We start from the raw sequence: 19,752 nt of genomic DNA, 5'->3' as shown, positions 1-19,752 counted from the left end.
CTCAAGCTTGGGTAGTTTGGATAAAGAGATTGACCGGGAAATCCCCCAGCGCGGCGCTGACCATCAGCTCCCTGTGTTTTGTGACTGTGACGCTCGCAAAAAGTCCCTTCATATTTTCTTCAGGGACGGCGAACGGCAATTTGACCCGTGTATCGCCCCAGAGTGGCGCGTCAATCTGTGGTTCGGCACTGTTTTCCAGCAGTTCGGCACAGCGTATCGGTACGATCACGATAGCCCGTTTTTCCTGCCATTCACGAGCAAACGCCAGTACCCGGTGAGCCTGGCTGCCGAGGACTTCAAGGGCTTGATAAATCCCTTTTTGAAACAGCCCGGCATGCTCGGCACGCCGGTTTAACGTCTGGGTGATCAAGGTTTGCTTGATGCGCCCGTCACGCCAGTTCACCAACAGATCCGGCAGGTCCAATCGTAGGTGCATGGCCTGCTGACGGCTGACGTAATCCACCGGCCGGCGGTTGTCCGGATCGACCAGCGTGAAGTCCCAGAACTCGTTGCCCTGATAGAGATCCGGCACCCCCGGCACGGTCATTCGCAGCAAGGTTTGCGCCAAGCCATTCAACGCGCCTGGGGCGGCGATGCTCTGCGCCGCCGCGCCGAGGGCCGTGCGTAATCGCTCGCCTTCGGGGCTGAGCAGCAGGCGTTCGAGAAACCCATGGGTCGCCTGTTCATATCCCTCGTTTGGTGCGCTCCAGCTGCTTTGCAACTTGGATTCGCGCAGGGCTTTGCGTTGCCACTGCCAGAGGCGTTTGGCGTAGTTCTCGAGCGCCACCTGATCATCGCTGCGCAGCTCCAGCGGCCAACTGCCGAGGATCGCTTGATAGAGAATCAGCTCATCGCCTGTCGAGGGCGCGCCGGGTTCTGTGCGCAATTCATCGGCCAGGGTTCGCCAGTGTTCGACCTGTTCGGCATACCAGACGCTGCGCTCGCTCAACACCGCCAGCCGCGCGCGGGTGTCTTCGCCGCGTTTGTGGTCGTGGGTCGCGGTGGCCAGCAGGTTGTCGGGGAATTCGGTGAGGCGACTGACGCAGGCAGCATGGAAGTCGGAAACCGGCGCACTGAACTGCTCAGTGTTGTAGCCGACATCGTTGCGCGACAGCAGCACCGCCGAGCGATACAGCGCGGTGTCTTCCACCGCTTTGGCTGCCGCCGGTGAGGTCAGTTGCTGGAATCGCACGCACGCATGCTTGAGCAGTTTGCGTGGGCGGCCCACCGGGTGTTTGCGCCAGGGTTGGCCACCGAGCCAGCCGGACAGGCAATCGAGCACGGGCCAGTCGGCCTCGCCAAGGGTTTGCCTTGCACCCTCCATGGCCTGCTGGAAAAACACCTCGTCCTGGGCGCAGTTTCGACCTAGCGGGCTGATGTAAGTGCGATACACCGGGAAGTGCACGATCAGTTCCTGCAAGGCCCGACGGATCGCGCCGAGGGTCAGGTCCCGTGTCATCAGGTCGTCCCGGGCCACTTGCAGCAAGGCGTGGGCGACACTTTCGAAATCGCCGGCGAGGGAGCCGTTGAGAATCTGTTGGCGCGCCAGTTGCGCTTCCAGACGAAAATCGGCGGGCCGTTCACTGTGCCGGCTCCAGAGTTCACCCAAGGTCTGGGCGCCTTCGGGGTCGTGTTGCAGCAACGACAACTGGTTCATGAATTCGTAACCGGTGCTGCCATCGACGGACCAGTCGCGGTGCAGGGTTTCGCCTTCGCCGAGGATCTTCTCGACGTAGATCGGCAGGTGCCGCTCCGGCGCCAGGCTATCGACTCGGCGCCGTAATTTGCGGCAGTAACCACGCGGGTCGGCGAGGCCATCGATATGATCGATACGCAGCCCGTCGACAAGACCTTCGGCCACCAGCTCGAAGATTTTTGCATGGGTCGCCTCGAACACCGCCGGGCGTTCGACGCGCAGGCCGCCCAGTTCATTGATATCGAAAAAACGCCGCCAGTTGATGTCGTCCGCCGCGGTGCGCCAACTGGCCAGGCGATAACTCTGGCGCTCCAGCAGGTTATGCAGGCGCTGGAAACCCTCAGGGGTGAGCGAGTCGTAAGTGCCGAGGGTGTGCTGGATGGCGTGAAGAATCGCCGGATCGCTGGCCAGTTCATACAGCTCGGTTTTTAGCGGAATCGCCAGGCTGTGCGCGTCAGTCTGGTAACTCAAGGTACTGAAACGGTCTGCCAGGGATTTGAGCTGCTCGACCTGCTCGGCATCTAACTGATCATCGGCCTTGAGCAGTTCGCCGTAGTTCGTGGGGCAAATCGGGAAGTGATGCTCGTAGTGCTCGACATAAAAGGCGCCGCGCCGGGCATCGAAGCACAAGGGCAGGGTGCCGTCCTGCAAGGCGATACCGTAATCGCTGCCCAGAAAAGGCAGCAGCAATTGGCCTTCCATCAAGGGGTCGGGCGAGTGCCATTGAATGTCGAAGAACTCACCGTAAGGGCTCAGTCGCCCCCATTCGAGCAAGTCGAGCCACCAGGGGTTGTCGCCACCGCCGACGGCCATGTGGTTGGAGACGATGTCGAGGATCAGTCCCATGTTCTGTTCGCGCAACGCACCGACGAAACGGCGCAATGCAGCTTCGCCGCCCAGTTCAGGGTTGACCGCGGTCGGGTCCACCACGTCGTAGCCATGCATGGACCCCGCGCGAGCGGCGAGCAGCGGCGAGGCATAGACGTGGCTGATGCCCAGGCTGGCGAAGTACGGCACCAGCGGCACCGCCTGATCCAGAGTGAAACCTTTATGAAATTGCAACCGCAGGGTCGCTCGCAGCGGTTGGATGAACGGTTGATTCATTGGTCACGCTCGGCCGCCTGAAGTCGCGCACAGGCGAGCAGTTCCAAGCGTCGGGCGGCGTCCGGATCATCAAGCAGGGCTTCGCTGTCGCCGGGCAGCCTGCGCGACCAGTTGGGATGGGTGTCGGTGGTGCCGGGCAGGTTGGCCTGCTGTTCGATACCCAAGGCATCCTCCAGCGGCAGCAATACCAGCGGCGCGCGGGTATGGCCGAGGAAGCGGATCGCGGCGTCGAGCACCTGATCGGTTTCGTGGGACTCTTCACGAAAGTTCTGCGGGTCCTCGCTCAATACCCGGCGCAAACCTTCGCGCTCGCGCTCACGGTGTTGGCGCCATTCGATTTCCCCCGGGGCGTCGACCAGATTCAAGCGCGCGCTCCAGTCGATATCGCGGCCATGCCACCAGCCATTGAGCGTCGGCAGGTCATGGGTGCTGGTGGTTGCCAGGGCGTTGTCCGGCCAGTCGAGAATCGGCTTGAAGTGAGTATTGTCCTGTTCAAACAGCAGCACGCGCATGCCGAGAATCGAGCGAGCGATGAGTTTCTCGCGCAAACCCTCGGGCACCGTGCCGAGGTCTTCGCCGAGGACGATGGCCTGATGTCGATGGGATTCGAGGGTCAGCAGGCGCAGCAGGTCGTCCACCGGGTAATAGAGGTAGGCGCCGTCGCTGGGCGGCGCGTCGTTGGGGATCACCCACAGTCGTTGCAAGCCCATGACGTGATCGATACGCAGGCCGCCGGCATGGGCGAAGTTGGCCCGCAGCATTTCGATGAACGCGCGAAAGCCGTTGCGCAACAGGCCTTCGGGGGAGAACGCGGAAATGCCCCAGCCCTGGCCGGAACGGTTGAGGATATCGGGCGGCGCACCCACGGTCAGTGAGGCGAGCAATTCGTCTTGACGACTCCAGGCCTGGCTGCCGCCGCCATCAGCACCCACTGCCAGGTCAGCGATCAGGCCGATGCCCATGCCGGCACCGCGGGCGGCGGCCTGGGCGCGTTCCAGGCTGCGCGCAATCAGCCATTGGCAGAACGCGTAGTAGCCAATGCGGGTCGAGTTTTCTTCGGCAAAATGCGCCAGGGCGGTGCTGCGCGGGTCACGCCATTGCTCGGGCCACTCGCGCCAGTCGAGGCTTTCACCGCGCCGCGCACGGGCTTCCTGGATCGCTTCGAAGCGGCAATGATTTTCCAGCGCTTCGCCACCGGCATGGCGGAAACTGCTGAAGTCTGGGTGCAAGGGATGTTCACCGTGGGTGAACCCTTCGTACAAGGCTTCGAGCAAACGGTGCTTGGCTTCGGCGGCGGTAGGCCAGTCGATAAGCGGCAGTTTTTCCAGGTGCTTGAGCTCAGCGGCAAGGTCGGTGGCGTCGATCGCGGTGCGCAGGGCGCGCTCGCCGAGAATCGCTCCGGGCGCTGCGTACAGGCTATTGAGGAACAAACGGCTGGACGGCGAGTAAGGGCTGTAACGCTGGGTGTCGCCGCTGAACATCGCATGCAGCGGGCTGATCGCCAACGCTTCGGCGCCCCGTTCGCCGGCCACCCGGGCCAGATCTTCGAGGGCTTGGGTATCGCCGAAACCGCCATCGCCAGGGCGACGCAACGAGTACAACTGCACGCTCAGGCCCCAGGCGCGCGGGTTTTTACTGTCAACCGCGTCGCCGACGCTGTAGCAGTGCTGGGGTGCCACCGCCAGGGTGAAGGATTGATCGTCGATACTGACGTGCTGATAACCCACCGGCACCAGCCCGGGCAACACAGCGTTGTCATCGAGCTTCAAGTTAATCCGTGAGCCGTCCTCGAGATGGATTTCGCACGGGGTGTGCGGTTCGAAGTAGTGGCCCAGGTCAAGGCCGACGCCCACGTCGCAGGTCAGCAGCGGCGGTAGATGCCGGGTTTGTTGCACCTCCTGCAATTGCAGCAGGCTGGCGTCGATCTCCTCGGCGGTATTGGCGGGATGGCCAAGCCCGGCCAGCACCGAGCGCAACACCGCCGGGGTAACTTTCTGTGGGCGACCATTGGCGTCGATCCAGTCGACGGCCAGGCCTGCTCGGCTGGCCAGTATTTCCAGTTGCGCATTGCTCATGGGCGCTCTCCATCCGGGGGTAGCAAAGGGGCTGCGGCCGTGAGGCTGACTAGCGCGCAATACGGGGCAAGCATGCCCTGATTCAACAGACCGGCCGATTGTGGCGGGTGTTCGAACAGCAATGTCGCGTCGGCCTGTGGGGTGTGGACCACGGGCGCATCGCGCAGGTTCAGATCAATGCGCAACTGACTGCCATCGCCCAGCCGCCAGCGCGCCGTCACCGCGCCCGCGGCCAGTACCTGGGCGCCCAGCGCTTGGGCGCCGGGCAGGTGCGGGATGATATGTCGGTGGCGGATCTGCAGCAGTTGGCGATACAGAGCGTAAATCGGCGATTGGCCGCTGGTGGTCAGTGTCGGCCGTGAAGCTTCGAAGGTCTGCGTCGCGTTCGGGTCGGGAATCTGCTCGCGTTTGTGCGGGTCCGCAAAGGCGCTGAACGCTGCGAACTCGTTGCGTCGTCCTTCGCGCACCAGTTCCGCCAATTCACCGTGGTGGCTGGTGAAGAACAGGAACGGTTGCTCGACGGCAAACTCATCGCCCATGAACATCAGCGGGATCATCGGCGACAACAGCAGCAACGCAGTGGCGGCATAAAGGGCATCAGGATGGGCCAGTTGATGCAGGCGCTCGCCGAAGGCGCGGTTGCCGATCTGGTCGTGGTTTTGCAGAAAAAGCACGAAGGCCGTGGGCGGCAAGTGACCGCTCGGCTCACCGCGCGGCGTACCGTGGCGGGTGATGTGGCCCTGGAACACGAAGCCCTGGCTCAGGCAGCGGGCGAGCTGTTCGGTGGGTTGCTCGGCATAATCGGCGTAATAGGCATCGGTTTCACCCGTGAGCAGAACGTGCAGGGCGTTATGGGCGTCGTCGTTCCACTGCGCGTCGAAACCTTGCTCCAGCAGGCTAGCCTGGTTGTGCTCGTTTTCCGCCATGAGCCACACGTGCCGCACCGGATCGGTTTGCCGGCGAACCCGTTGCGCCAGCTCTTGAAGAAAGTCCGGGTCTTCGATGGCATGCACCGCGTCCAGGCGCAGGCCGTCGAAGCGGTACTCCAGCAACCACATCAGCGCGTTGTCGATAAAGAAGTCGCGCACCTCGCGCCGCCGGAAGTCGATCGCCGCGCCCCATGGGGTGTGTTTGTCTTCGCGGAAAAAGCCTTTGGCGTAACGATGCAGGTAATTGCCATCCGGGCCGAAGTGGTTGTAGACCACGTCGAGAATCACCGCCAAACCCTGGCCGTGGGCCGTGTCGATCAGGTGTTTGAGTTGTTCGGGCGAGCCATAGGAAGCTTGAGGCGCGTAAAGCAAAACCCCGTCATAGCCCCAGTTACGTTCGCCGGGGAACTGCGCCAGTGGCATCAGTTCGATGGCGGTAATACCCAGCTCGACCAGGCGTTCCAAATGCTGCTCAACCTGGCTGAAACCGCCGAGTGCACCGACGTGCAGTTCGTAGATCACCGCCTCATTCCACGGTCGACCCTGCCAGGCGCTGTGTTGCCACCGATAGGCGAGGGGATCGACCACCACGCTGTGGCTGTCGATATCGCCCGCCTGGGCGCGGGAGGCCGGGTCCGGCACCGTAAGCTCGCCATCGATGTTGTAGCGGTAGCGGGTCCCCGCGGGGCAGCGGGTCTTGATCACAAACCAGCCATCGGCCTGAGGCAATAGCGGCAGGGATTGTCCATCTTCCAGTTCGAGACTGACGAAAAACGCATCTGGCGCCCACAAGGCAAAACGCGTGTGTTCTGCGTCCAGCATGATTGCGCCGTGGGGCCAGGTCTCAAGGGTCCGTAACGGCATCGTTGAAAGCCTCTTACTGTTTGCCCGATTTTCCCAGCGCTTTAGCCACCAGTTGTTCGTAGAGTTCGGCGTAGGGTTCGACTGCCTTGCACCAGTTGAAAGGCGCCGCCATGGCTCGGCAACGCATCGCGTTGAGCAGGCCGGGGAAGGCGAATACCTTGAACGCGCGGCTCAGGGCTTCGCGATAACTCTCCACCGTGGATTCATCGAAGAGGAAACCGGTCACGCCGTTTTCAATGGTGTCGGCCAGGCCACCGGTATTGCGGGCCACCGGCAATGAACCGAAGCGCTGGGCGTACATCTGGCTCAGGCCGCAGGGTTCGTAACGCGAAGGCATCAGCAGGAAATCGCTGCCGGCGAACATCCGTCGGGCGTCGGTTTCATTGAATCCAATGTGTACGCCGACTTGCCCGGGGAAGCGCAACGCCAGTTCTCGCATGGCTTGTTCTTCTTCCGGTTCGCCACGGCCGATGATCGCGATCTGTCCGCCGTTGTCGACAATGTATTCGGCCACTGCTTCGGTCAGGTCCAGGCCTTTCTGGTAGACCAGACGCGAGACCACGGCGAACAGCGGACCTTCGGAATCTTCGAGGTCGAACAGCCTGCGAACGTGCATGGCATTGACAGCTTTACCGTCCCAATCGCCGATGCCGAATGGGTGGAACAGGTGCGGATCGGTCGCTGCGTCCCAGCTCTCATCGATGCCATTGGGAATTCCGCTGAGCAGACCTTGCTGGGTCTTGGCGGCGAGAAAACCGTCGAGGCCGCAGCCGAAGGCCGGCGTGGTGATTTCCTGGGCATAGGTCGCGCTGACGGTGGTGATGTGGCTCGAGTAGGCCATGCCGGCCTTGAGGAACGACATCTTGCCGTAAAACTCCATGCCTTCCTGTTGCAAGGCATGCAGGGGGATCCCGAGTTCCGGGCACGAGCCGAGGCTGGTGACGCCTTGGTACGCCAGGTTGTGGATGGTGAACAGGGTCGGGGTGCGTTGGCCACGCCAGTGCATATAGGCCGGTGCCAGCCCAGCGGGCCAGTCGTGGGCATGCACCAGGTCCGGGCACCAGTGAATTTGGGCGAGGTTGGCGGCGATATCGGCTGCCGCGAGGCCCAGTCGGGCGAAACGAATATGGTTGTCCGGCCAGTCGCGGCCGTTGTTGGCGCCGTAGGGTGAACCTTCGCGCTCGTACAATTCAGGGCAGATCAACACGTAAATGACCAGGCCGTCGGGCATGTCCATGCGCCCGATCTTGCAGGGTGGCAACGCTGCGTGCCCGCCCAGCTCACCGATGATATGAATCGGGTTTTCGCTGTTCATCACTTGCGGATAACCGGGGATCAGCACACGCACATCATGCAGATGCGCCATGGCTCGCGGCAGTGCGGCGGAAACGTCGCCAAGACCTCCGGTCTTTACCAGGTCGGCAATCTCCGAGGTGACGAACAGGACTTTCTTCTTGTTGGGATTCTGACTGGTTACCGGTGTCAGTGTCTTGGGGACCGGCATATTGACCGATTTGGCATTGAGGACACCGACGGTGCTCGTTTCCCCGACCTGCTGATGAGCACGTTCTCCCTGGATATCTAAAGCCGCACTGATCATATGAATCTCCCGTGTTGTTGATCTAATTCTAGGCCTGGCACAAACGGTGTTCGTGGCCAAATCCTGTGGCCGGGCGCAAACGCGCTACGCATCGGTGAGCAAGTGCTGCCCATGCGCTGAAGCAGAATGGGTGAAGTGGCTGTTGCAAGGAATGCACCAGTCGCTGCGGCCCTACCTTTAACCTGACACGAGGCCAGCACCAAAAGTTTCGATTATTTTCACCGAATGACTAGCCGGTTTTACTCCGCGAAAATCAGTCTAGGCCAGAACTTAGAGCGGGGTCGGCCATTGGGTGAAATTGTTCGACAATCGGTCAAATGAGGGTGCAGGCATGGGGCTTTTCGGGAAGGCGCACCGACGAAGTGCGGTTTTGTTTTTTGATATGGGTCAAATCGGGACTGAGAAGTCACGATAATCGGGCGTGATGGGATGTGGGTTGCACCATTGCGGTGCGGATGGTTTAGGGGAATGTAGTGGGTTTGAGGGCCTCTTGGCGGGCAAGCCCGCTCCCACAGGATTTGTGTCGGTCACGGTATTACGGTCGACACAAATCCTGTGGGAGCGAGGCTTGCCCGCGATGAACGATAACTCGGATTCAGCCTAACAGCCGTATGGGCTCCCCAGCCGCCCAAGCCTGTATGTCCTCGATCATCTGCGAAAAGAACAATTGATAATTCTGCCGGCTGACATACCCGACATGAGGCGTGGCCAGTACATTGTCCAGCGTCCTGAAGGGATGATGGCGAGGCAACGGCTCGTGCTCGAACACGTCCAGCGCCGCGCCTGCCAGGCGTCGTTTCTGAAGCGCCTTGATCAACGCCGACTCATCGACAATCGGTCCACGGGCGGTATTGATCAGCCATGCCGTGGGTTTCATCCAGTCCAGTGCCTGCGCGTTCACTAGCTCCTCGGCTGCGCTCGCTGAGCACCAGATGGACCGACAACACATCGGCCTGCTCGAACAATTCCTGTTTGCTGACATAGGTGACGTCGACCTCAGCGGCTCGTTCGGCGGTCAGGTTTTCGCTCCACGCGATGACCCGCATACCGAACACCTGACCGAACCGGGCGACCCGTTGACCAATGCTGCCCAGGCCTAGGATCGCCAAGGTCTTGCCCTGCAGGTCGCCGCCCAGCCCTTGTTGCCATTGGCTTGCGCGCAAGGCATTGGCTTCGGCCACCAGATTGCGGGTCGCGGCCATGATCAGCGCCCAGGTCAGTTCGGGGGCGGCATGTTTGTAGCTGTCGGTGCCGCAGACCTGAATGCCCAGCGCGGCGGCGGCTTTCAAGTCCAGGGCGGCATTGCGCATGCCGCCGGTGAGCAGCAGTTTGAGTGCGGGCAAGCGGTGCAGCAGGTCTTCGTCGAACGGGGTGCGCTCGCGCATCACGCAGATCACCTCGAATGCGCCGAGCCGTTTGGCCAGGGTTTCGTTGTCGGCAGGGTAGTCATGGATAAAACTCACCTGCCCGATGCTGTCCAGCACTGACCAGTCCACCACGTCGCGAGCCACGTCCTGCCAGTCATCGATCACCGCAATCTGCATTAGCCTTTACCTCATCAAGGAACGGTATTGGTTTGGTTCAGCCAGCCAAGCAACGCCTGATGGAATTTCGCCGGTTCCTCCATCTGTGGCGCGTGGCCCATTCCGGGAAATTCGATCAGCGTCGACCGGGGAATCAGTTTCGCCACTTGCTTGCCGAGTACGTCGTAATGACCGATTTTCGCCTTGACCTCGGGTGGTGCGATGTTCTTGTTGATGGCCGTGGTGTCGGAGGTGCCGATCAGCAGCAGGGTCGGCACTTTCAGGTCCTTGAACTCGTAGTACACCGGTTGGGTGAAGATCATGTCGTAAATCAGCGCCGAATTCCAAGCCACCGCTGTTTTGCCCGGCCCTTTGGCCAAGCCTGCGTACATGTTCACCCAACGGTCAAATTCCGGTTTCCAGCGGCCTTCGTAATAGGTGCTGCGTTGGTAGTCGTGGATACCTTGCGCCGTGACTTTCAGCTCGCGCTCATACCATTGGTCAACCGTGAGATAGGGCACGCCAAGGGCTTTCCAGTCTTCCAGGCCGATGGGATTGACCAGTGCCAGCTGTTCGACTTGATCGGGGTATTGCAGCGCATAGCGTGTGGCGAGCATGCCGCCGGTAGAGTGGCCGAGCAGGGTGGCTTTCTGGATACCCAAGGCCTTGAGCAGTTGCTGGGTGTTGGTCGCCAGTTGCTGGAAACTGTACTGATAGTGGTCCGGTTTGCTTGAGGTGCAGAAGCCGATCTGGTCCGGGGCGATGACCCGGTAACCGGCCTCGCTCAGCGCCTTGATCGAGCTGTCCCAAGTGGCGCCGCAGAAATTTTTTCCATGCATGAGCACTACGCTGCGCCCGTTGGCCTTGCCATGAGCGGCGACGTCCATGTAACCCATTTGCAGGGATTTGCCCTGGGATTCAAAAGCGAAGTGTTTGACCGTGTAGGGGTATTCGAAGCCCTGAAGTTCCGGGCCGTATTCCGGCGTTTCGACTTGGGGTTGGGCCTGGTCCTGGGCATGAACAAGAGCGGGCAGTACCGCCGTCAGCAGCAGGCCCGGTAACCAGCGGGAAAAAGTGGGCGACATGGGTGAACTCCACAGGAAATCCGCCGATGCTGGGTCGGCATGATTAGGGTGACATTAAACATAGGTCACGACCGTAATGCCGAGCGCAATCCATGTGGGAGCGGGCTTGTCAGTCGATATTAATGTTGCCTGTCACATCGCCTTCGCGAGCAAGCCCGCTCCCACAGGTTCCGCAACTGACTGGCACTGGGTCATGGCCGCGCATGATCGTTCAACCCATCCACCCCAGCGTAGCAAGGGCCAATACACCATAGCGGGCGCCCTTGGCGAGCGTCACGATCATCAGGAAACGCCCCAACGGTTCGCGCATGACGCCGGCCACCAGCGTCAGTGGATCGCCGATGATGGGCACCCAACTGAGCAACAAAGACCAATGACCGTAACGCAGATAGTGCTTTTGGGCTTGCTCGAGATGGCGAGGGCTGACCGGAAACCAGCGCCGGTCGTGAAACCGCTCGATGCTGCGCCCCAGCCACCAGTTCAGCAGCGACCCCAGTACGTTGCCCAGCGTAGCGATGGTCAGCAGCGACCAAAGCCAATACTGGTCGCTGAGCAACAGCCCCACCAGCACGGCTTCAGATTGCAAGGGCAGCAACGTCGCGGCACCGAATGCCGCGAGAAACAGCCCGATGTAGGCGCCGAACATCAATGGGCGGGGTAGTCCGCCACCACTACGTCAGTGCCGTCCTTTTTCAGACCGATCACTTGGTAGGCATCGCTCATGCCGTTCATTTCCATGCCGGGCGAGCCCATGGGCATGCCAGGGGCAGCCACCCCCAACAGATCGTCGCGCTTGCTCAAGGCCAGTACTTGATCAGCCGGCACATGGCCTTCGACGAATTTGCCGTTGATAAGGCCGGTGTGACACGACGCGAGGCGAGGTGGCACGCCGTGTTGTTGCTTGAATTGGCTCATATCGGCTTCAACATGGTCTTCGACCTTGAAACCGTTGGCTTCCAGATGGCTGACCCATTTTTTGCAGCAGCCGCAGTTGGCGTCGCGGTGAACTTCGATGGGAATCAGGTCGGCGGCCTGGGCCAGGGAAGAGATGAAGAGGGCGCTCAGGGCGGCCAGACGCAGGTGGGTTCGCATGGGAATCTCGTTTCGGGTTGTGGCCAAAAAAAGATGCATTTTGACCCTTTTCTGCCGAGAGGAGATACGAGATTGTTTCCGGGTAATACAGCAGAGGATAAACCCCTGTGGGAGCGGGCTTGCTCGCAAAGACGGCGGCACAGTCAACATTGATGTCGCCTGACACCGTTTTCGCGAGCAAGCCCGCAGGCTCCACATCACCACCAATACAAACAAACTAACCAAGACGTACATAAAGGCTTGATTAGTTATCTGCGCCAATATCGAAAAGTTTGTGTAGATCCATAAAACAAGGCGCTTTTTTGGTAGGTATCGTAAATGTACAAGAATTGTAAAAAACGGAAATATTTGTTGGTGACGTTAGAGCGCGCATCGATACTCGCCCGCACTTAACTCGGTTGAACAAGGAACTTTTATGGTCGCCTCACAAGGACGTCTGTGTGTTTTGGATGATCGGCATCCTGTCACACAGTCGGGAGCCCGGTCATGACAATCGGCTATACAGGTGCCTGGACGAGCAAAGCAGGTTTATTGGTCAAGGATACCGGCAGCGGCAAGCCTGTCACCCACAGCGCCAGGGTCAAGCAAATGCTGGCGCTGGTGGGAAGCAATCCCAATGCGCTGAACACGGCGAAAATGGATGAACAGAAACTGCACAGGAACATCAAGGGTTTCGATCCGGAAAATGTCTCCGCCAGGCAACTGGGCAATCTCAGTGCCTTCTTGAGAGGCAAAGGCCTGATTTCCGATATTACTTCGATGACCTTGCTTAATGCCGGTGACAAGTTTGACCGGTTTGGCGTACAGAAAGACCCGGATGCGAAGTTCAATGCACTGGAGTATTTCGCCACGCAACTGGACACTATTCAGAACAACAGTATCAAGGGTGACAAGTACGCCGTTGGCCTGATCCCGGAGTACAAGACGGCGATCTACGTACTGCAGAACTTGCAAGCTTATGGCAAGGGCAATGGTACGACGGTGCCTAATGATAAGGGTGTTAACGCCAGGGCGTGATGTTTGGCTGGCCCGCTCGAACTATCGAACGGGCTGGGCACTTGTTATCGGTCAAGCAACTTCATGACTTCTTCCGGATAGCGCAGACCGGCCGTGGCATTGGCCGGGAATATCGCTTCCAGGGCCTGCAACTCTTTGCGGCTCAGTTTCACGTCCAGCGCGGCCACATTTTCTTCAAGGTATTTACGCTGTTTGGTGCCTGGAATCGGGATCAAGTAGTTCCCTTGGGCCAAGACCCATGCCAACGCCAGTTGGCCCGCCGTCACACCCTTGTCTGCGGCCAAGGCCTGCACCTGCTGCACCAGCAATAAGTTTTTTGCGAAGTTTTCCCCTTGAAAACGTGGGCTGAAGCGACGGTAATCATCAGCGGCGAAATCATCCGGACTTCTCAGAGCACCGGTCAAAAAGCCCCGGCCCAACGGACTGTAAGGCACAAAGGCAACACCCAGGCGCTGGCACGCGGCCAGGCAACCGTTCTCCTCTTGATCGCGGCTCCACAGCGAATACTCACTTTGCAGTGCGCTGATAGGATGAACCTTGTTCGCTCGCTCCAGCGTGGCGACCGATGCTTCACTCAATCCCAGGTAACGCACCTTACCGGCCTTCACCAGTTCCGCCATGGCGCCGACGGTTTCCTCGATAGCCACCTGCGGATCGATGCGGTGCTGGTAATACAAATCCAGGGTTTCCACACCAAGGCGCTTGAGGGTGCCGTCGATAGCGTCGTGAATGTATTCCGGTCGCCCGTTGACGCCCCGTGCACTGGGGTTGGATGGATCACGAACAATGCCGAACTTACTGGCCAGAAACACTTGCTCACGCTTGCCGACAATGGCTTTGCCGATCAGCTCTTCATTGGTATGTGGGCCATACATGTCTGCCGTGTCGAGCAGGTTGATCCCCAGTTCCAGCGCGCGGTGCAAAGTGGCCGTGGCTTCGCGGGTGTCCACGCCGGTGGTGTAGAAATCGGTCATGCCCATGCAGCCCAGACCTATCGCGCTCACCTGCGGGCCGTTTTTGCCCAGTTGACGTGTTTGCATGAAATCAGCTCCCTGTGAATTGAAAACCTATTGTTGACCTCGACAGAAACAAGATAAACCGGCTAAAAATGCCATCACTATTTGTAACTTCTAAATAATCAGCCGGTGAGCCAAAGCAATGGACCGTTTCAACGCCATGCGCGTATTCACCCGAATCGTCGAACTGGGCGGCTTTGCCAAAGCGGCGGACAGCCTGCAATTGCCCCGGGCTTCGGTGACCATTCTGATCAAGCAACTCGAGGCTCATCTGGGGGTGCAACTGCTGCAACGCACCACCCGGCAGATCAGCTTGACGCTTGATGGCGCCGCCTATTACCCGCGTTGCGTGCGGCTGCTGGCGGATCTGGAGGAGACCGAAGCCGTGTTTTCCGCTGCTCGCCAAAACCCCAAAGGTCTGCTGCGAGTGGATATGCCGGCGGGAGTAGGACGTTTGATTGTGATTCCGGCATTGCCGCAATTCACTGCCCGGTATCCATTGATCGAACTGGAAATCGGTTTGAATGACCGGCCTGTGGATCTGATCCGCGAAGGTGTCGATTGCGTATTGCGCGGTGGCTCGGCCCTGGATGAATCACTGGTGGCGCGGCCGCTGTGCCTGCTGGACCAGGTCACCTGTGCCAGCCCGGAATACTTGCAACGTCATGGGACTCCGCTGTGCCTGGAGGATTTGAAAGGTCATCAGATGGTGGAATACTTTTCCAATAGAACTGGCAAACGCTACGGGCTGGAATTTGCAGTCGATGACCAGCTGCGGTTGATCGATCTGCCCAAGCACGTTTCGGTCAATAGCGCCGATGGCTATCTGGCGGCGTGTGAGGCGGGATATGGCTTGGTCCAGACCCCGTATTATCACGTTGCCCGCCAACTGAAGGAAGGGCGTTTGATCGAGGTCCTGAGGGATGTGCCACCACCGGGTATGCCGCTGACGGCGCTCTATCCTCCTCATCGCCAGTTGTCCCGACGGGTGCGGGTGTTCGTCGACTGGATGGTGGAGTTTTGTGCGCAGTCGGCGAATGGTTTCTATCGAAATGACTCACGCGGCTGAGCGGTTACCAATAGGGGCGTTGGCATTTTGCTGTAAGTCGTCATGTAGCCGTTGCATGTGCGCGCAGTGCAGATTGAGGGATCGAACCTGCGTGCCTCGATGAAACAATGCAAACCAGCCATTGTCACCTGGCGTGGGCATCAGGCCCGTGAAGACGAAGCCCAGAGTTGATAGGTTGCGCAGGTTCTGGGCGAAGTGCGGGGACAGCTCGAGTCTGACCGAGATCAACCAGTGCCCGGGCAATTGCCGGAGCTGCTCAAGCAAGGGGCTGTTCAAACGCGCAATGACAATGTCGAACCGATGTTGGTGTTGCTTGATTCGCAAGGGCATCGCGGGGCGTGATGTCTTGTCCTGGTGGGTTCCGAAGACCGAGCACAGGTGCTGCATAAACGCCCGGCAGCTTTCGGGCCAGGGGATGTCGGGGAGCGGGCAGCTGTGTCCGTCGGTCATGTGGCAGCCCATCACAATGGTTTCTGGTAGCGGATCAGCGAATGGTGAAGGAACATAGTCGGGCAGCAGTCCAGTACTGTGGAAGCCAATTTTTTCGGCCATGCGTTGCGTATAGGGATGATGGGTCACTTGCTTGATCGAGACGCTCTTGAGCCCCAGAGCGCCAGATTGCAACAGTAACTCTTGGCTCAGACGAGTTGCGAGACTCTGTCCCCGGGCGGCGGGGTGCACCACGCTGAGGGCCAGTTCCGCAGTATTCGAAGGCGCGTCGCGGCATAATGCGGCATGCCCGAGTACCTGATCGTTATCCACGGCCAGCATTGATTGCCAACGGCCTTCGGCGTTGTGCTGATTGATCATGTTCGGCAGGTAGACATCCGGCTGAACGTAATAATCGCCATAGATCTCTCGAAACAGCTGGCTCACGGCAGGTGCGTCGGAAGGCCGGTAGGGTCGCAAAATCAACCGGTTCATCACACGGGCTCCTGGGGGAGAGCGTCATACACACGCAAATCCAGCACCCGCAGTTGTTTGCCTGAACGGGGGTGAAGCTTCAGGTCTGTGGCTGCGCAGGCCAGCACCTGCAACTCGAGCAGACCCTCACGGCTCAGGTCGTCGATGGCGGGATAATGAGCGAGTAGCGCTTCACGCAATGCGCGGCGCGCCGGCTCGATGGTTTGTAACTGAGGTTCGGGCACCCACTTCACGCTCAACAGATCCTTGTGGCCGACCTGTTCGATCACCAGTTGCCATTGCTCGCTGCGTGCTGCACGTTGAACGATCCCGTGTATTTCTTCGGTAAACAGCGACAGCACACCTACTCGTATTCGTTGACTGTGGGCGCTGCGCCCCTTGAGGGCAAATTTACGCATCGGGGTTGCGGCGGGTTCGCGCCAACAAGCACGGTCTCCTACCGGGTAACGGAGCAATGGCATGAGCCGACGTGTCAGATTGGTCACCACTAGCATCCCGATACGATCGCATTCTTCAATCACCTCACCGGTATGTTCATCGATGATCTCCAGTAAGGTTTTTTGTTCGAACATCCGATGTTCACCCAATGCACAGTCACGATTGCTCGCACCTATGAGTCCGGCGTCTACGCTGGCATAGCCGATAGAGGCAATACGGGCGTTGGGGAACACTTCGCCGAGAAATGCCAACTGCGGACCAAACAGGCTTTCGCCGCCATACAAGAGTGTTTCGACCCCCCACAACACACGCCGATGCTGCGCCAGGTAGGCCGCGAATCGCAGTAGTTGTGCGGGTACTCCGGCCAGAACGTTGATTCGATGCTGCGCGATGGCATCTGCCAAGATGTCCAGCTCGACTTCTCCGGTAAACGGAAATTCACAGATGGATCGTTCGACATGGGCCAGAGAGTCGTGGATAAACAGAAAACTGGCGTAGAGATCCCCTGAAAAGAACAGATTGGCGACCCGGTCGCCATTGTTCAGTTGAGAGGAGAGACTGTTGCCGAAGGTACTGACCAGTATTTGCCATTCCTCGTAGGCGTAAATCGCAAGCTTGCCCTGACCGGTCGAGCCTCCGGTCTTAAACACCAGAGCATCATCGACGTTTCCGGTCAGAACCGACCAATGACTCAAATCGTTGCTGCCGGCCCAATAGTCGACCACATCAGTTAACGGTAAATTTTTTAAAGTAATGCCTACTGTGGGTAGGTGTTTCAGATGCGCGCCATAGTAGTTTGAATGTTGTCGTACAAAAGACACGAGTTGTTCGAGCGAATAAGTAGATTTCACTGGATTCTCTTTTTTTAAATCAGGCATCTTGGTTTAAAGAACACGGTCGTTGAAATGTTCTGTTTTTATATTCTTCGATCGACAATCAGTGGGATTTTGCCGCTGTGTTTGTTTCGTATGAACTCATGTTCGACGCACGCTATAACTTCTACAACTAAAAGCGCAGCGTCCATCGCATTCGCCAATGCTTCATGGGCCAGCAGTTTTTCGCGTATACAGGTCGCCTCTGCATTGGCCCGAATTTGCATTCGTTCGACCCCAGTGGTGGTGTAGTCCAGGACAATTTGAATGGGGACTCCCGCGATGTGTTCCAGCACTGATGGCGAAATGAACTCCGTGGCAATCCGCACTAACTTGCCATGTCGCTGCAGCAGTTCGAATCGCGGCGTTTCCAGTCCGCAAGGGCAAGCTCCGGGTAACCAGCGGCCGGTGTCGCCGATGTCATATCGGTGCACGCGCTGTCCTTGTCGGGCGCGGGACGTAAATAGCAGACGGCCGATCTCATTGGCCTGTACCGGGACATCCTGTTCGAGCTGAACGATTTCCAGATGCTGGGTTTCGCACATCAAGTGAAAAATGCCATCCCCCGTTGCCCGGCAGGCATGCCCTAGAGGACCAGCATCAACGGAACCATAGAGAGCAGAGCGAATCGTCGACACTCCGCAACTTTCCATCAGGCGTCGACTGGCCTCTCCCGGATGCTCGCCACCAAGGAATATTTTGCTGATACCGGCATAGGCACGAAGTCGGGTCTGTTCATTGAGAAACAGGCGATGCAGCGTGCTAGGCATGCCGATCAGCACGTTGACACGCCGCTCCACGATCAGTCGGGCGATTTCGCTGAAGTCGTCGTCCTGGGGAGCGCCCATGGGTAAATGCACAACGCCCATCTGTTCAAGAATGGTCGAAAAACTGAAAAAGCCACCGTACAGATTGCCGCCATAGAACAGGTTCATCACCCGGTCTTGTGATGGATCGAGCCCGACACAGAACAGGCCATCAGCCGCTGCACGCATCTGTCGCTGGAAGTCGCGGTAGCTGAAACCGGCCAGGGCCGGGGTTCCGCTGCTGCCCCCTGAGCGGAAGTACAGTTGTGCTGCGGGATCGATCGGTTGAGACATGAAGGTGTCTTTGTCCATGATCGGGCCACAGGCTGTGTCAGGGGCTGGCGGCACCGGGTCAAGCGTCGAGCGGCCAGTCGAGACCTCAGATACCAGGCTCACCGAGAGGCGGCGACTGAGGCGCGACAGTGCATAAACCCCATCGTGGGGCTCGCCGGCATAGCCGTCATGAATCGACTCGCATGGCGTAATGCGGCTGACACCGGCGTTGATCAATGTTCGAACGAGCGCGGGCGTTTCTGCCGGGGAGGCTAACAGCGCGCAGCTTTGCAGGACGATTCGCCAGGGCAACAGCGATTCGGCGAGCAAATGCTGCGGGACAGGCTTGAGCAGCACTGTGCGAAACAGCGGCGACGGCGTGAGTGCCTGATGATGCTCCCAGATGACACGCCATCCGGCGCCATCCCACACCTGACCGGTCTGATCGGTAAAGCATTGGTCCAATCGCGCCATGGCTGTTCGGGTGGTGATTTCCGATGCTTCCTGAGCTGTCGGCAGCAGCGCCGGCCAGTGGCAGGCGCGACGTCTGAACGCTTCGGCGAGATGCTCCCCAAGGTCTCGCAGGACTGTCGGATCGTTGCTGTTCACCAGCACCCATTGAGGGCTGGAGCACGCCTGTTGATCCAGTCGACAGATTTCATCCGCCAACGCATCGAGGGTTGAAGAGCTCGCCACTTCAGGTGACAGGTAGGCGAAGCTGATCTTGTGGCCCCAATCGATCCAGCGACATCCCGCAGGGATCTGCTGACGGATCGCCTTGAGCGCTATTTCACCACCCCAGGCCGATACCCCGTCTGCCGTGGCGCAAAGTTGAGCTATCCGTGAGGTGTCAACCGGCATAACCGCAACGAACTCGGCCAGTCTCCCGCTGGTGTCGCATTGCACAAGGGCGGCCAGCAACCGAGCAGTCAAACCGTCATCGCTGGCACTGGGGCGCAACCAGTTGATATTGCCGGCCAGCAGGCTTTCGAGCATGGCGCAGAACGCCAGTAACGGCGCATTGCCGGGGGTGATATGCACCACCAACCCTAATGGATGCCAGCTTTCGAAACATGGCTGTCGATAGTCGATACGTCGCAGCGAGCGCGGTTGCAGGCCCAGCTCTCGCTCAAGTTTTGTGTCCAGGTTGCTGCGCTGGCAGAAATCTATCAGTCCCTGATATTGCTCATCGTCGAGGGACAAATCCAGGCTACGAGATTGCAACTTCGTGGCAAAGCGGGCAGCAGACTCGATAACGGTCTCACTATCGATCGGTGAAGAAAGCAATCGAGGCAATGGTTTCTGAAGGAGTTCGAGGGCGCTTTCCGGGGTAACGTCATCACGCAACTGGCCATTGATCAGGTACATA

13 protein-coding genes and 1 pseudogene are annotated in these 19,752 nt (G+C 59.1%); 2 read left to right on the top strand and 12 right to left on the bottom strand.

What is annotated here, in order from left to right; all coding sequences use genetic code 11:
- Window position 1 precedes the first annotated feature (1 nt).
- The 8 genes and pseudogenes from AB4O41_RS02970 to AB4O41_RS02935 form a co-directional block, all read right to left on the bottom strand.
- Window positions 2-2,800 (bottom strand): malto-oligosyltrehalose synthase, encoded by a 2,799-nt coding sequence (locus AB4O41_RS02970; protein ID WP_460146124.1) that lies wholly within the window; start codon window positions 2,798-2,800, stop codon window positions 2-4.
- Window positions 2,797-4,875, bottom strand: coding sequence for a 4-alpha-glucanotransferase (gene malQ, locus AB4O41_RS02965; protein WP_460146123.1), 2,079 nt, complete (start codon window positions 4,873-4,875; stop codon window positions 2,797-2,799). Before malQ ends, AB4O41_RS02970 begins: the two co-directional genes overlap by 4 nt.
- A complete protein-coding gene (gene treZ, locus AB4O41_RS02960) occupies window positions 4,872-6,668 on the bottom strand; it encodes a malto-oligosyltrehalose trehalohydrolase (RefSeq protein ID WP_460146122.1) in 1,797 nt (598 codons plus the stop codon). Before treZ ends, malQ begins: the two co-directional genes overlap by 4 nt.
- 13 nt (window positions 6,669-6,681) lie before the next feature.
- The gene (gene glgA / locus AB4O41_RS02955) at window positions 6,682-8,268 is read right to left on the bottom strand and encodes a glycogen synthase GlgA (protein WP_460146121.1); all 1,587 of its coding nucleotides are present in this window, start codon (window positions 8,266-8,268) and stop codon (window positions 6,682-6,684) included.
- Window positions 8,269-8,863: 595 nt separating this feature from the next.
- Window positions 8,864-9,812: pseudogene (locus AB4O41_RS02950) on the bottom strand (D-2-hydroxyacid dehydrogenase family protein).
- A gap of 14 nt (window positions 9,813-9,826) precedes the next feature.
- The gene (locus AB4O41_RS02945) at window positions 9,827-10,876 is read right to left on the bottom strand and encodes an alpha/beta fold hydrolase (RefSeq protein WP_460146120.1); all 1,050 of its coding nucleotides are present in this window, start codon (window positions 10,874-10,876) and stop codon (window positions 9,827-9,829) included.
- A gap of 211 nt (window positions 10,877-11,087) precedes the next feature.
- Window positions 11,088-11,522, bottom strand: coding sequence for a YqaA family protein (locus AB4O41_RS02940; RefSeq protein WP_460146119.1), 435 nt, complete (start codon window positions 11,520-11,522; stop codon window positions 11,088-11,090).
- Window positions 11,522-11,968 carry a DUF411 domain-containing protein gene (locus AB4O41_RS02935; RefSeq protein ID WP_460146118.1) on the bottom strand — a complete coding sequence of 149 codons (447 nt, stop codon included), beginning with the start codon at window positions 11,966-11,968 and terminating at the stop codon, window positions 11,522-11,524. The genes AB4O41_RS02940 and AB4O41_RS02935 overlap by 1 nt, the downstream gene beginning before the upstream one ends.
- A gap of 486 nt (window positions 11,969-12,454) precedes the next feature.
- Here AB4O41_RS02935 and AB4O41_RS02930 point away from each other — a divergent pair, with 486 nt between their 5' ends.
- A complete protein-coding gene (locus AB4O41_RS02930; RefSeq protein ID WP_460146117.1) occupies window positions 12,455-12,985 on the top strand; it encodes a hypothetical protein in 531 nt (176 codons plus the stop codon).
- A 44-nt stretch (window positions 12,986-13,029) separates the two neighbouring features.
- Here the strand turns inward: AB4O41_RS02930 and AB4O41_RS02925 are convergent, their stop codons facing one another.
- Window positions 13,030-14,025, bottom strand: a complete 996-nt coding sequence (locus tag AB4O41_RS02925) for an aldo/keto reductase (protein WP_460146116.1) — start codon at window positions 14,023-14,025, stop codon at window positions 13,030-13,032.
- 118 nt (window positions 14,026-14,143) lie between these two features.
- On the opposite strand from AB4O41_RS02925, the gene AB4O41_RS02920 reads away from it, so the two are divergent.
- Complete coding sequence (locus AB4O41_RS02920) at window positions 14,144-15,070, top strand: LysR family transcriptional regulator (RefSeq protein WP_460146115.1); 927 nt, start codon at window positions 14,144-14,146, stop codon at window positions 15,068-15,070.
- On the opposite strand, the gene AB4O41_RS02915 is transcribed toward AB4O41_RS02920, so the two are convergent.
- From AB4O41_RS02915 to AB4O41_RS02905, 3 genes are all read right to left on the bottom strand, one after another.
- Window positions 15,059-15,994 carry an N-acetyltransferase family protein gene (locus tag AB4O41_RS02915; RefSeq protein WP_460146114.1) on the bottom strand — a complete coding sequence of 312 codons (936 nt, stop codon included), beginning with the start codon at window positions 15,992-15,994 and terminating at the stop codon, window positions 15,059-15,061. The two genes, AB4O41_RS02920 and AB4O41_RS02915, sit on opposite strands and share 12 nt — an antisense overlap.
- Window positions 15,994-17,283, bottom strand: coding sequence for a phenylacetate--CoA ligase family protein (locus tag AB4O41_RS02910; RefSeq protein ID WP_460148264.1), 1,290 nt, complete (start codon window positions 17,281-17,283; stop codon window positions 15,994-15,996). The genes AB4O41_RS02915 and AB4O41_RS02910 overlap by 1 nt, the downstream gene beginning before the upstream one ends.
- Before the next feature lie 65 nt (window positions 17,284-17,348).
- Complete coding sequence (locus AB4O41_RS02905) at window positions 17,349-19,751, bottom strand: acyl-CoA reductase (protein ID WP_460146113.1); 2,403 nt, start codon at window positions 19,749-19,751, stop codon at window positions 17,349-17,351.
- Window position 19,752 lies beyond the last annotated feature (1 nt).

The organism is Pseudomonas sp. S2_A02, from assembly GCF_054668495.1.
The sequence above is the reverse complement of the archived record's forward strand: the minus strand, read 5'-3'. Positions and strand labels throughout refer to the sequence as shown.